The organism is Actinomadura rugatobispora (assembly GCF_042656285.1).
GTDB lineage: Bacteria > Actinomycetota > Actinomycetes > Streptosporangiales > Streptosporangiaceae > Spirillospora > Spirillospora rugatobispora.
This window is the reverse complement of the sequence record NZ_JBHSON010000116.1, coordinates 70,383-82,784: the sequence shown is the minus strand read 5'-3', so window position 1 is coordinate 82,784 and position 12,402 is coordinate 70,383. Positions and strand designations below refer to the sequence as shown.

At 74.6% G+C, this 12,402-nt stretch carries 12 protein-coding genes; 9 read left to right on the top strand and 3 right to left on the bottom strand.

Annotated elements, in window-relative coordinates; all coding sequences use genetic code 11:
• The first annotated feature begins 370 nt into the window (after window positions 1–370).
• Together ACFPZN_RS49000 and ACFPZN_RS48995 are read left to right on the top strand one after the other, a co-directional pair.
• Entirely contained in the window at window positions 371–1,324 is a 954-nt protein-coding gene (locus ACFPZN_RS49000) for an ABC transporter ATP-binding protein (RefSeq protein WP_378290794.1), read from the top strand.
• On the top strand, window positions 1,321–2,118 hold the full coding sequence (locus ACFPZN_RS48995) for an ABC transporter permease (protein WP_378290792.1): 798 nt from the start codon (window positions 1,321–1,323) through the stop codon (window positions 2,116–2,118). The genes ACFPZN_RS49000 and ACFPZN_RS48995 overlap by 4 nt, the downstream gene beginning before the upstream one ends.
• Here the strand turns inward: ACFPZN_RS48995 and ACFPZN_RS48990 are convergent.
• Window positions 2,015–3,592 (bottom strand): MDR family MFS transporter, encoded by a 1,578-nt coding sequence (locus ACFPZN_RS48990; protein ID WP_378290790.1) that lies wholly within the window; start codon window positions 3,590–3,592, stop codon window positions 2,015–2,017. The genes ACFPZN_RS48995 and ACFPZN_RS48990 overlap by 104 nt on opposite strands.
• 85 nt (window positions 3,593–3,677) lie before the next feature.
• Here ACFPZN_RS48990 and ACFPZN_RS48985 point away from each other — a divergent pair, with 85 nt between their 5' ends.
• The 5 genes from ACFPZN_RS48985 to ACFPZN_RS48965 all read left to right on the top strand — a co-directional run bounded on the left by ACFPZN_RS48985 (window position 3,678) and on the right by ACFPZN_RS48965 (window position 9,737).
• Complete coding sequence (locus ACFPZN_RS48985) at window positions 3,678–4,139, top strand: MarR family winged helix-turn-helix transcriptional regulator (protein WP_378290788.1); 462 nt, start codon at window positions 3,678–3,680, stop codon at window positions 4,137–4,139.
• A 277-nt stretch (window positions 4,140–4,416) separates the two neighbouring features.
• Window positions 4,417–5,040, top strand: a complete 624-nt coding sequence (locus ACFPZN_RS48980) for a HEAT repeat domain-containing protein (RefSeq protein ID WP_378290786.1) — start codon at window positions 4,417–4,419, stop codon at window positions 5,038–5,040.
• 2 nt (window positions 5,041–5,042) lie between these two features.
• Window positions 5,043–5,891 (top strand): phosphotransferase family protein, encoded by an 849-nt coding sequence (locus ACFPZN_RS48975; RefSeq protein WP_378290784.1) that lies wholly within the window; start codon window positions 5,043–5,045, stop codon window positions 5,889–5,891.
• Window positions 5,892–5,894: 3 nt separating this feature from the next.
• Entirely contained in the window at window positions 5,895–8,930 is a 3,036-nt protein-coding gene (locus ACFPZN_RS48970; RefSeq protein WP_378290782.1) for an ATP-binding protein, read from the top strand.
• 21 nt (window positions 8,931–8,951) lie between these two features.
• Window positions 8,952–9,737, top strand: coding sequence for an SDR family NAD(P)-dependent oxidoreductase (locus ACFPZN_RS48965; RefSeq protein WP_378290780.1), 786 nt, complete (start codon window positions 8,952–8,954; stop codon window positions 9,735–9,737).
• Between the two features lie 11 nt (window positions 9,738–9,748).
• Here the strand turns inward: ACFPZN_RS48965 and ACFPZN_RS48960 are convergent, their stop codons facing one another.
• Window positions 9,749–10,636, bottom strand: a complete 888-nt coding sequence (locus ACFPZN_RS48960) for an NAD(P)-dependent oxidoreductase (protein WP_378290777.1) — start codon at window positions 10,634–10,636, stop codon at window positions 9,749–9,751.
• 73 nt (window positions 10,637–10,709) lie between these two features.
• Entirely contained in the window at window positions 10,710–11,054 is a 345-nt protein-coding gene (locus ACFPZN_RS48955; protein WP_378290775.1) for a hypothetical protein, read from the bottom strand.
• Window positions 11,055–11,162: 108 nt separating this feature from the next.
• On the opposite strand from ACFPZN_RS48955, the gene ACFPZN_RS48950 reads away from it, so the two are divergent.
• Entirely contained in the window at window positions 11,163–12,107 is a 945-nt protein-coding gene (locus tag ACFPZN_RS48950) for a hypothetical protein (protein WP_378290773.1), read from the top strand.
• The gene (locus tag ACFPZN_RS48945) at window positions 12,104–12,235 is read left to right on the top strand and encodes a hypothetical protein (RefSeq protein WP_378290771.1); all 132 of its coding nucleotides are present in this window, start codon (window positions 12,104–12,106) and stop codon (window positions 12,233–12,235) included. Before ACFPZN_RS48950 ends, ACFPZN_RS48945 begins: the two co-directional genes overlap by 4 nt.
• Window positions 12,236–12,402 lie beyond the last annotated feature (167 nt).

Genomic DNA, 12,402 nt, shown 5'->3' with positions numbered 1-12,402 from the left:
CCGGGGCGGCCTGAGTCTCTACAAGATTCTCAAACAGCTCCAAGTGCTGCTCGCCACCTGGAGCGGCCGATGCCCCACATGCCACCAGCACCCACCATGACGAACTAACAAAGCCCTACTAGGCTGTGTCTCAAAGTCCCGGCCTACGGCGCTCGCCTGGCGGCGCTGGTCTTATCGGCTCTCGCCTACCGGGCCTGGGCGAGCGCGGCATCGCCTCACCGCCCAGGTAACGCGCTCGCGCGGTGGGCCGGGGCTTTGGAACACAGCCGAGGCGTCCGGGCCATGCGGACCGGGCGGCATCGACTTCGGTCTGGGCGGGTTCGACCATCGGCCGACGCGGCGGGCCGGGCCCGGCGGGCAGCCTGATGGCATGATCGAAGCCGAACGTCTGAGCAAGCGCTACGGGGAGGTCGCGGCGGTCGACGCGGTGTCGTTCCGCTGCGAGCCCGGCACCGTCACCGGATTCCTGGGCCCGAACGGCGCGGGCAAGTCCACCACGATGCGGATGATCTGCGGGCTGACGCCGCCGAGCTCGGGCACCGCGACCGTCAAGGGCGTCCCCTACCGGCGGATCGCCAACCCGGGACGGCATGTCGGCGTGCTGCTGGACGCCGCCGCGATGCATCCGGGCCGTACGGGCAAGGAGACCCTGGGCCTGGCCGCGCAGGTCCTGGGGGTCGAGCAGGCGCGCGCCGTGGAGATGCTGGAACGGGTCGGGCTGCCCGCCAAGGCGGCGCGCCGCCGGGTCGGCGGGTACTCGCTGGGCATGCGGCAGCGGCTCGGCATCGCCCAGGCCCTGATCGGCGACCCGAGCGTGCTGATCCTGGACGAGCCCGCCAACGGCCTGGACCCCGAGGGCATCTTCTGGATGCGCACCCTGCTGCGCGACTTCGCCGACCGGGGCGGGACGGTGCTGCTGTCGTCCCACCTGCTGCGCGAGGTGGAGGCCGTCGCGGACCGCTTCGTGGTGATCGCGGGCGGCCGGATCGCCGCCCAGGGCGCCAAGGAGGAGCTGCTGACCGCGCCGGGCGGGGTGCTGGTGCGGGGGCTGGACGCCGCCGCGCTGCACGGCGCGCTGGCCGCCGCCGGGCTGCCGGCGCGTCCCGAGGGCGAGGGGGCCTTCGTGGTGGACGCGCCGGCGGAGGCGGTGGGCCGGGCCGCCGCCGCGGCCGGGGTCGTGCTGCTGGAGCTTCGCCAGGTCAGCGGGGGCGGGCTGGAGGAGCTGTTCCTGGCCCTGACCGCCGAGGCCGCCGCCGCCGTCCCGCCACCGCCCGCCGCGCCTATCGCACCGCCCGTGCCGCCCTCCAGGGAGGTGGTCAAGTGACCGCGACCATGACCGTGCCCCCGGCCGCGGGTCCGGGCGGCGTGCTCGCCGACCCGCCGCGCCCGTCCCTCGCCCGGCTGACGGCGGTGGAGCTGCGGAAGATGACCGACACCCGGTCGGGGCGCTGGATCCTCATCCTCATCGCGCTGTTCACCCCCGCGCTCATGCCTGTGATCATCTTCACGGTGCCGGCGGAGGACCAGACGCTGCGGGAGTTCTTCATCGCCTCGCAGGCGGCGGTGTCGATCCTGCTGCCGGTCCTGGGCATCCTGTCGGTGACCGGCGAGTGGTCGCAGCGGACCGCGCTGACCACCTTCGCGCTGGTCCCGGAACGCGGCCGCGTGGTGTCGGCCAAGCTGCTGGGGAGCGTGGTGCTGGCCGTCGCGTTCGTGGCGATCGGGCTGGCCAGCGCCCTGGCGGCGCGGGCGATCGGCGGGCTGGCGGGCCGGTCGGAGGGGGCCTGGACGCTGCCGCCCGCGCTGGTGGGCCAGGGGCTGCTGGTCTCGGTGGCCCTGGTCGTGATGGGCGTGGCGTTCGGCATGCTGCTGCTGAGCCCCGCGCTGGCCATCGTGCTGTACTTCCTGCTCCCGACGGTCTGGACGACGCTCGGCGAGATGATCAAGAAGCTGAGCGGGCCCGCGGGCTGGCTCGACACGAACCGGACCTTCGCCCCGCTCACCGAGACGGGCGTCACCTCCGGGGAGTGGGCCCGGGCCGCGGTCTCCGTGGCGGCCTGGGTGCTGCTCCCCATGGCCATCGGCCTGGTCCGGCTGCTCCGCCGGGAGGTGAAGTGAGCGGCGCGTGCCGCAGCAGGAGCGCCGCGGCGAGCCCGGCCGCCAGGAGCGGCAGCGCGGTGAGGAACAGCGTCGAGAACGCCTCGGCGAAGGCCGCGGCGACGCCGTCCCGGACGTCCGGCGGCAGGGTCCGCAGGTACCCGGGCCGCAGCGCGTCGTCGTAGGCGGGGACCGCGCCCGCGGGGACGCGCCGGGCGGCCTCCTCGGCGAACCGGCTCGCCAGGACGCCGCCGAAGACGGCCATCCCCGCGGCGGTCCCCGCCATCCGCGCCGCGAAGACGCCCGAGCTCGCGGCGCCCACGTCGCGGCGGGGCGCCGCGTTCTGCGCGACGAGCATGACGACCTGCTGCGAGAGACCGGCACCGAAGCCCAGCACCGCCATGAAGAGCCCGGCGGTGACGGGGCCGGTGCCGGTCGTCATCGTCGCCAGCAGCGCCACGCCCGCGGCGCTGACCGCCATGCTCGCGGCGGGCAGCCGGTGGTAGCGGCCGGTCGCCGCGACGTACCGCCCGGCGCCCATGGACGCGATCAGCAGCCCGATCATCATCGGCAGCAGGAGGAGCCCGGAGGAGGTGGCGCCCGCTCCCCCGACCGCCTGGAAGTAGAGCGGCAGGTAGGTGGCCAGCCCGAAGCCGGTGGCGCCGCCGACGACGGCCACCGCGCAGGCCACGCTGTAGGAGCGGTCGCGGAAGAGGCGCGGCGGGATGACGGGCTCGGCGGCGCGCCGTTCGGCCAGGACCCACAGCACCGGAAGCACGGCGCTGGCGGCCGCGAGCCAGAGGATCACCGGGTCGGTCCAGCCGTACCGCGTCCCGGCCCAGCTGGTGAGCAGCGTGAAGCAGGTGACGGCGGCGCCGAGCAGGACGATGCCGGGGTAGTCGACGCGGGGCCTGCGCTCCGGCTCGGGCGTCCGCAGGAACAGCAGCGTCGTGACCAGGGCCGCCGCGCCGAGCGGCAGGTTGACGTAGAACACCCAGCGCCAGGAGGCGTGGTCGGTGAGGAACCCGCCGACCAGCGGCCCGGCCAGGGTCGCGACGGCGAAGTTGACGGCGGAGTAGCCCTGGTACCGGGCGCGCTCGCGCGGCTCGAACAGGTCGGCGGTCAGCGCGAACATCGTGGCCATCAGGCAGCCCGCCCCGGCGCCCTGCACCGCCCGGAACGCGATCAGCCAGTCCATCGAGGGCGCCGCGCCGCAGGCCGCCGACCCGGCGAGGAAGCCCAGCAGGCCGGTGACGAAGATCCGGCGGCGGCCGAACAGGTCGCCGAGCCGCCCCGACAGCGGGACGGTCACGCTGGTGGCCAGGACGTAGGCGGTGGACACCCACGCGATCCGGTCGAGCCCGCCCAGCTCGCCGACGATGGTGGGCAGCGCCGTGCCGAGGACGGTGGCGTCCAGCGACGACATCAGCGCGGCCAGCATGAGCCCGGCGAACACCAGCAGCCGGTCCCGCCGCCCCATCCCGGTGGAAGTCATGTGCACCTCGCATTTGATTGACTTAAGCATATAGATGCTAGAAGCACATAGATGAGCCGCGCAACCGTCCCGCTAGGCTGATCCCATGACGCAGGGCGAGGAGGCGCTGGACGCCGTCGAACGGAGCATGGTCAGGCTGCGCCGCGGCATGGCCGGGCAGCGGCTGGGCAGGGCCGCGATCCGGGAGCACAACCTCCCCGTCGACCTGCAGATCCTGCATGTCACCGACGTGATCGACGAGGGCCCCGACGGGCCCGGCGAGGAGATGAGCGTCGGCCTGGTCGCCGCCCGCCTGGGCGTGGACGCCTCGCGCGGCAGCAGGATCGTGGCCGAGGCCGTCAAGTCCGGCTACGTCCGCCGGGTCGCCTCGCAGGAGGACGGCCGCCGCGTCCATCTGGAACTCACCGACGCCGGCCGCGAGATCGTCGAGGCGGCCCGCCGCACCCGCCGCGACAGCCTCGCCGCCGCCATGGACGACTGGACCGAGGAGGAACGCCGCGAGTTCGCCCGCCTCCTGTCCCGCTTCGTCAAGTCCAACGACACCTGAGCCGCCTCCGTCCACCGCGACTCGGCCGCCCGCCACCGCCACCGCGCCCGTCCGTCGCTCCCAGCGGGTCGGCCACGCCCGAGACACCAGGCCGCGTCGTCAGCAGCAGGGCAGCGCCGCCATGGGCATGAGGGTGGTGGCGCCGCCGGGGCGTGCGGCAAAGCCGGATATCCGATGCGTTCGGGGCGGCTGGTGCGTCGGAGGTGACAGAGGCGCAAGCACACCAATTGTGGCATTCCAGTGGCGAACGGTCAGCAGGCCCAGGACAATGCCCCGCATGTCTCGTACAGATGATCGTTTCGCGACGCGACCGCGCGTCCTCCGCCCCGAGACGACGGTCGAGCATGTCGACGAGTTCGCCAAGGGCCTCCGGTGGCCGATGGTCAGCGTGACCGAGCGGGACCGCGAGGCCGGCACCGATGGCGAGGTCGTCTGGCAGGCCGACGGTCACCCGGTCGGGAAACAGGTGCTGAAGACCGGGTCGCTCCACTACGTGGTGGACGCGATGTTCGGCATCGGCTACATCCGTTTCACCGGCACGCCGAAGGGGCTCGTCGAGACCCTGGCGTCCACCGCCGTTCAGACCCTCCGCCCCTGGACGGTGGAGGAGCTGTGCCAGTCGTTCGACCAGGCCCAGGACCCGCGTGCGCGCGGGCAGGCGGCGCTGCGCCTCGGGCTGGCCGCCCCCGCCAAACTCGACCAGCAGGTGTTCAGGCGGATCGGGGCGGCGCTGGCCGACGGCGACGCGCGCGTGCGGTACGCCTCGGTCTTCGCCGCGTCCTTCTCCCGCTACGAGGCGTTCCAGCCGAACCTGCGCGCCATCGCCGACCAGGACCCCGAGGAGTTCCTGCGCGACCGGGCCGCGGCGACGCTGCGCTCCATGGACGGCGTTAAGGTCTAGGGGTGATCACGGAGATCCGCGCCGCGCTGGCCCGGCACCTGCCTCATCGAGACTTCCGTTCCATCGCCCCCCTGGGCGAGGGCCTGGACAACCTGGCGTTCGAGGTGGACGGTGAGCTCATCGTCCGGATCTCCAGGGACGCCGACGAGGGCGAGCCGCGCCGCGAGGCGGAGACGCTGGCGGCGGTGAGCCGCATGTCACCCCTGCCGGTGCCGGTCCCGGTGTTCGCCGACGACGAGTCGGGCGTCCTCGCCTACGCCAAGGTCCCCGGGGTGCCGCTGCTAGGCCGTCCCGTCGGCGAGCCCGAGCCGCTTGCCACGGCCCTGGGCGGGTTCCTCAACGCATTGCACACGGCGGACACGGCCGGCATGGAACGCCTCGTGCCGCACGACACCGACCCCCCGGCGGCGTGGCTGGAGGACGCCGAGGCGGCCTACGGCGAAGCCGCCGACAACATCCCCGGGGACTTCCGCCCCGCGATCGAGGCGTTCCTGGCCGCGCCTCCCCCGGCGGAGCCCGAAACCCGGGTCTTCTGCCACAACGACCTGGGCGCGGAGCACATCCTCGTGGACGTCCAGACCGGCGCGGTCACGGGCGTCATCGACTGGACCGACGCGGCCATCGCCGACCCCATGCACGACCTGGCCCGTCTCTACAGGGACCTGGGGCCCGAGGTCTTCGACCTCGTCCTCGCCCACTACGACGGGCCCTGCGACCGCGATCGGGTCCTCTACTACGCGCGTTGCGCCGTCCTGGAGGACATCGCCTACGGGCTCACCGAACAGGACCGGCGTCTCTACGCGGACGAAGGCCTGGCCCATCTCCCCTGGATGTTCGCCGCGCAGGAGTGACCCGTGCGGTTCGGCGTGCTGGGCGCGGTGGAGGCGCGGTCGGCCGGGGGCGCTCCGGTACCGCTCGGCGGGGCCCGCGCCCGCTCGCTGCTGGCGATGCTGATCCTGGACGCGGGCAGGCCGGTGGGCCTGCGGCAGCTCGTCGACGGCCTGTACGGGCCGCATCCGCCGGGCGATCCGGGGCATGCCCTGGAGTCCCAGGTGTCCCGGTTGCGGCGGCGGCTGCGGGCCGGGGGCGCGGCGGGCCCGCTCATCGAGTTCGAGCCGGCCGGGTACCGGCTGGCCGTCGATCCCGGCGAGGTGGACCTCCACCGGTTCGGGCGGCTGGCGGCGGACGGGCGGCGCGCGCTGGCGTCGGGCGACCATGCCGGGGCCGTGCGGCTGCTGGGCGGGGCCCTGGACCTGTGGCGGGGACCGGCGCTCGCCGACGTGCGGGACGCGCCGTTCGCCGAGGCCGAGGCCGCGCGCCTGGAGGGCCTGCGGGCGGCGGCCGTCGAGGACCTCACCGAGGCGCGGCTCGCGCGGGGCGAGCACCGGGCGCTGGCCGCCGAGTTGCCCCGGGTGGTGGCGGCGCATCCGCTGCGGGAACGGCCGCGCGCGCAGCTGATGCGCGCGCTCGACGGGATCGGGCGCCGGGCCGAGGCCCTCCGGGTGTTCGAGGACGCGCGGCGCACCCTGGCCGAGGAACTCGGCGTCGACCCCTCCCCCGAGCTCGCGAGCGCGCACCTCGCGATCCTGGACGCCGGGCGCGTCCTGGCCGAGGCGTCCCCGGCGGGCCTTCCGGCGCAGCTCACCGGCTTCGTGGGACGCGCCGCCGATCTCGAACGGGTCGCGGCGCTGCTGGGTGGCGAGCGCCTGGTCACCCTCACCGGGCCCGGCGGGGTCGGCAAGACGCGGCTGGCGATCGAGGCCGCCGGGCGGGAACCGGGCGAGGTGTGCTTCGCCGAGCTGGCCGACGTGCCCGGCGCCGGTGCCGTGCCGCAGGCGGTGCTCGGCGCGCTGGGGCTGCGCGGTGCCGGGCCGGTGCCGGGACTGTCCGGCCCCCGCGACCCGGCCGACCGGCTGGCCGCCGGGCTGGCGGGGCGGCGGACGCTGCTCGTCCTGGACGGCTGCGAACGGGTCGCCGCCGCCGTGGCCCGGCTCGCCCGCCGGCTGCTGGGCGACTGCCCCGACCTGCGGATCCTGGTGACGAGCCGGGTGCGGCTGGAGGTCACCGGCGAGTGCCTGCACGCCGTGGCGCCGCTGGGCGTCCCGGCGGAGGCGGCGCCCGAGGCCGCGTCGGCTCCGGTGGTGCGGCTGTTCGCCGACCGGGCCGCCGCGGTGCGGCCGGACTTCGCCGCCGGCGGCGCCGGTCTCGGCACGGTGCTGCGGATCTGCCGGGCGCTGGACGGGCTGCCGCTGGCGATCGAGCTGGCCGCCGCCCGGCTGCGGGCGCTGACCGCGGAGGAGGTCGCCGAGCTCCTCGACGACCGGTTCGGCCTGCTGTCCCGGGGAGACCGCTCGGCGCCGCCGCGGCACCGGACGCTGCGGTCGGCGATCGAGTGGAGCTGGGACCTGCTGGACGGTCCCGAACGGGAGCTGGCCGCACGGCTGACGGTCTTCCGCGGCGGCGCGACGCTGGAGGCGGTCCGGCGGGTGTGCGGCGGGGACGTCGTGGGGACCCTCGCCGCCCTGGTCGACCACTCCATGGTCGAGGCGGGCGGCGGCCGGTACCGGATGCTGGAGACCGTCCGGGAGTTCTGCGCCGAACGGCTGACCGGCGAGGCCGGGCGGCTCGAGGCGGCGCACGCGGCGTACCATCTCGACCTCGCCGTGGACGCGGACGCGCGCCTGCGCGGCCACGGCCAGCTGGACGTGCTCGCCCGTCTGGACGCCGAGCGCGGCAACATGGACGCGGCGCTGCGGTGGGCCGTGCGCGCCGACCCCGTCCTGGGCCTGCGGCTGATCGCCGCGCTGTCCTGGCACGGGCAGCTGCGGGGACAGGCCGGCGAGCGCGCCGCGGCCGCCGCCGACCTGCTCGCGGCGGCCGGCGGCGAACCACCGCGAGGGCTCGAAGAGGAGTACGTCCTGTGCCTGGCCAACGCCGCGGCCGGGGACTCCGGCCACGACCGCGAGCTGCGAGCCCGCCTCCAAGACCTCCCGCCGGCGCCCCTGCGCCACCCCGCCCTGTCGGTGGTCCGCCTCATGGTGACCGGCCCCCGCGCCCGCCAAGGACCGTGCGACGCCGACGCGTGGTCTCGCGCCTTCACGCAACTCGACGAAGGCATGGCGCACCTCCTGGACGACGACCACCCGCGCGCGCGACGAGCCCTGGAGGCAGCCCTCGCCGGCTTCCGCACAACCGGCGACCGCTGGGGCGTCGCCACCGCCCTCGACCAACTAGCCACCCTCACCACCCCGACCTGGCCCTCTCTCACCGCACCCGGCGCCTCCCCCACCCCGAACAACGGCTCCGCTGGCACGGGCATGGCCTCCACCGGGTCGTTCGGAGCCTCTGACAGCCCGGACGGAAGCTCCGTCGGACTGGGCGGGCCCGTCGGGCTGGGCATGGCGGGCGGTCTGCTTGGGGAGGCGCTTGAGCTGGTGGGGCGGCTTGGGGCGGTGGAGGACGTTACGCGGTTGCTGGTGCGGGATGCCGACCGGCTCGTGGCGGCCGGGCGCCTTGTCGATGCCTGGGACGGGTATGAGCGGGCGGCTGCGCATGCGCGGCGGGCGGGGATGCCTGAGGCGCAGGCGGGGGCGCAGCGCGGGCTGGGCGACATCGCGCGGCTGCGCGGCGACCATGACACAGCCCGCGCTCTGTACGAGGAGGCCCTGCTCGGCTGCGGGCGTGACTCGTTGAGCGCCGCGATCACGCGTTGCCGGGTTCTGCTCGGGCTCGGCCTGCTCGCGGAGGAGGCGGGGGATGCGGCGCTGGCACGTGCCCACTACGGGCGGGCCCGCCGCGTTGCCCTGGAGCATCGTGTGCGGCCCGCCGCCGAAGCGGCGCGGGACGGTGAGCGATCGGTGAGCGGGGTGTCGGAGGGTCGACCCCGTTAGATCGATCCTCAGGAGGCCGCGATGGATATGAACGGAAGGACGGCGCTGGTGACCGGCGCCTCGCGCGGTATGGGACGGGCCATCGCCCGGCGGCTGGCCGCCGACGGGGCACTGGTCGCCGTGCACTACGGCCGCGACGGCGACGCCGCGCGCGACACGGTGTCCGCGATCGAGAAGGCGGGCGGGGAGGCGTTCGCCGTGCGGGCCGAGTTCGGCGTGGACGGTGACGTGGACACGCTGCTCGCCGGATTGACCGAGGGGCTGCGCGGGCGGGCGCTGGACGTCCTGGTCAACAATGCGGCGTGCGGCGATCTGGACACCCTGTTCGCCGGCTCGGTGGAGCGGCTCACGCCCCGGCAGTTCGACGAGGTCTTCGCCGTCAACGTGAAGGCGCCGCTGTTCCTCGTCCAGGCGGTGCTGCCGCTGCTGCGCGACGGCGGACGCGTGATCAACATCTCGTCCGCCGCCGCGCGGATCGCCGTGCCGTCCCAGATCGCCTACGCGATGAGCAAGGGCGCCCTGGAGGTCATGAGCCGCACCCTGGCCGGCGCGCTGGGGCCCCGCGGCATCACGGTCAACACGGTGCGGCCGGGCGCCACCGACACCGGGATCAACGGGTTCCTGGACGACCCCGCGGTCAGGGCCGGGATGTCCGCGGCCACCGCTCTCGGCAGGATCGGACGCCCTGCCGACATCGCCGACGCCGTGGCGTTCCTGGCGTCCGACGAGGCCCGCTGGATCACCGGCGGCGTGATCGAGGCGAACGGCGGCCTCTGGCTGGGCCCCCAGGAGCAGCCTCCTGGGTGAGGGCCCCGCCTTCAGCCCTTCCGGAAGTGCTCGACGAGGCGGGAGTAGCTGTCGTCGGCGTGCCCGTCGGCGACCGCGGCGGCCACCAGATCGAGGGTGCGGCGGGGGAACGCGGTGTCGATCCCCCGCTCCCCGCTCTCCCGGACCAGGTCCTCCAGGGACGGCAGGTGGTGCTTCAGCGCGCCGAACTCCACCGCGTGCTCGCTCCGGTCGACCTCCTCGGCGATCGACGGCAGGAACGACACCAGGGCGGACATCGACGGGCGGGCCTGCTCCAGGAACCGCCCGGTCTCGACGCCCGCGCTCTCCAGCAGCGCGGCGGCGTGCAGGAAGCCGTTCAGCATGCCCCACATGGTGCCGTGCACGGCCATCCCGTACAGCGCGGGGACGCCCGGGTCGTCGCCGATCAGGGTGCCCCGCCCGCCCAGGAGGTCCAGCTGCGGGTGGTGCCGGTCGTACACGGACCGGTCGCCGCCGTAGAAGACGACCGCCTCGGCATGCCCGATGCCGGGCGCGATCGTCATGATCTGGCCGTGCAGGTAGCCGATGCCGTGGCCGGCCGCCCAGTCGGCGACGGCCCTGGCCTCCGCCGACGTCCCGTCGGTGAGGTTGAGCACCGAGCGCCCGGCCAGCGCCTCGCCGCCCGCCGACTCCAGCAGGTCGCGGGCGGTGGGGTTGCCCTTCACGCTGACGACGACGAGCTCCCCCGCGCGGACGGCCTCGCGGACGGTCGCCGCCCGCTGGGCTCCCCTGGCGACCAGGGCGTCGCCCTTCTCCGGCGTGCGGTTCCACACGGTCACCGGATGCCCGGCGTCCAGGAACGCGCCCGCCAGGGCGAAGCCCATCTCGCCCAGACCGAGCACGGTCACGGCCGCGGCTTCTCCAGTGGAGATGGTCATGTCTCACCCCCCTCATCGGACCGGCACACCTTGCCGGTTCATGGGAACGCTAGAAACTCGACCGAACTTGAGGTCAAGCCACGATGGCCACCAGTCCTGCCAGCAGGGACGCGGCGTTGGCGGCGAGCGCGGCGTGCAGGCACGCCCGCCCCGGCCTCCGCAGCAGCGCCCCCAGCAGCGCGGCCTCGGCGAGCCAGGCGGCGATCTCGACAGGGAGCAGCGCGATCTCGTACCCTCCCCTGGACCGCGCCGCCGCGCCCAGCGCCCACCACACGAGGGGGTGGGTGACGAGGTTGACCGCGACCGCCGCCGCGAGCACCGGCAGGAGCCGTGCCCGCAGCAGGACCCGCAGCGCGACGGCGTAGACCGGCAGTTCGACGGCGAGGGTCAGGGCGAGCGCGGCCGGATAGCCGGTCACGGGACGAGGGGGACGGCCATCGCGACCGAGGCGCTGCCCGCAGGGCGGCCGCGGCCCGTCGGCGCAGGGGCGGCGGCGCCGCGCACGCTCGTCGTGATCTTCTGCGTCGTGGTCACCGCCGCGCTCGTGGCGGCGCTGCGGCTGCCCGCCACGGTGACGGTCGTCGGCCTGGCCATGTTCGGCATTCTCCACAACGTGCTGGAACTGCGGTACGTGTCGGGCCGTTTCGACGCGATCCTCACCGGGCGCTTCCTCGCTCTCCTGCTGGCGCTCGTCACGGGCATCGTGCTGTGCCGCCTCCTGCCCATGTTCTGGTGGTCGCGGGGCGCCGAGATCCTGCTGGGCTATCTCGTCCTGGCCGCGGCCTGCGGATGGGGCCTGCGCCGCCGCCCGCTGCTGCTGGGAGCGGCCCTCACGGCCCTGGGTCTCGCGACCGCGGGCTCACTGGCGTTCCCCGCCTACCATTTCGTCTTCCTCTCCCACCTGCACAACGTGGTGCCGCTGTTCTTCCTCTGGGAGTGGGCCCGCGATCTGCGGACCGGGCGCACGGCGTTCCGCGTGACGCAGGCCGCGTGGGTCCTGGTGATTCCGGCGCTGATCCTGGCGGGGGCGTTCGACCCGTGGCTGGGCGGCGACCAGGACGGCGCGGCGGCGGCGTTCGCGGGCGGCGGCGACCGCCTGCTGGCCGCCTACACCCCGCCCGCCTGGCTCGACACCGCCTTCGCCCTGCGCCTGCTCGTCGTCTTCGCGTTCCTGCAGACGATGCACTACGTCGTCTGGGTGTGGTTCATGCCGCGGCACGGCCGTCCCGCCACGGAGCGCTTCGAGCGGCGCGCCTCGGCCCTGCGGGGGCACCGGGCCTGGCTCCTGGGCATCGCGGGAACGGCCTTGCTGGCGGTTCTCTTCGTATCGGACTATGCGGGTGGTAAGACCCTGTACGGTGCCATCGCGAGTTATCACGCGTACCTGGAGTTCCCCGTCCTGCTCGCCCTGCTGGCGGGCGCGGGCTCCGTCACCGGGGCCGACGGGGCCGTGGAGAGAGAAGAGACATGATCGGACTCCTGGCGGACGTTCCACGCGAGGAAGAGGCTCCCGAGTGGCTCTTCTACGTCGCCGGCGTCGTGGCCGTCGTCGCCCTCGTCGTCGCCGTCGTCTTCATCATCCGCAACCGGCGCCGCTGAGGGTCGCCGCGCGTGGATGAACGGCCGGAACGGGGGTGCCCCCCAGCTCACCCGTTCCGGCCGTTCCGCTCCCACCCCATGCGGTTCCCAGCAGGATGGCCGCGCAGGAACCGCTACCCGCCCCGAGAGCCTCAAACGCGTCAGAACAATCTTTTTCCCCCATTCCG

Excerpts from the sequence above, each read along its gene's own strand:
- ACFPZN_RS49000 (WP_378290794.1), top strand. The coding sequence starts at position 371 with ATGATCGAAGCCGAACGTCTGAGCAAGCGCTACGGGGAGGTCGCGGCG.
- ACFPZN_RS48990 (WP_378290790.1), bottom strand. The coding sequence starts at position 3,592 with ATGACTTCCACCGGGATGGGGCGGCGGGACCGGCTGCTGGTGTTCGCC.
- ACFPZN_RS48985 (WP_378290788.1), top strand. The coding sequence starts at position 3,678 with ATGACGCAGGGCGAGGAGGCGCTGGACGCCGTCGAACGGAGCATGGTC.
- ACFPZN_RS48980 (WP_378290786.1), top strand. The coding sequence starts at position 4,417 with ATGTCTCGTACAGATGATCGTTTCGCGACGCGACCGCGCGTCCTCCGC.
- ACFPZN_RS48965 (WP_378290780.1), top strand. The coding sequence starts at position 8,952 with ATGGATATGAACGGAAGGACGGCGCTGGTGACCGGCGCCTCGCGCGGT.
- ACFPZN_RS48960 (WP_378290777.1), bottom strand. The coding sequence starts at position 10,636 with ATGACCATCTCCACTGGAGAAGCCGCGGCCGTGACCGTGCTCGGTCTG.
- ACFPZN_RS48945 (WP_378290771.1), top strand. The coding sequence starts at position 12,104 with ATGATCGGACTCCTGGCGGACGTTCCACGCGAGGAAGAGGCTCCCGAG.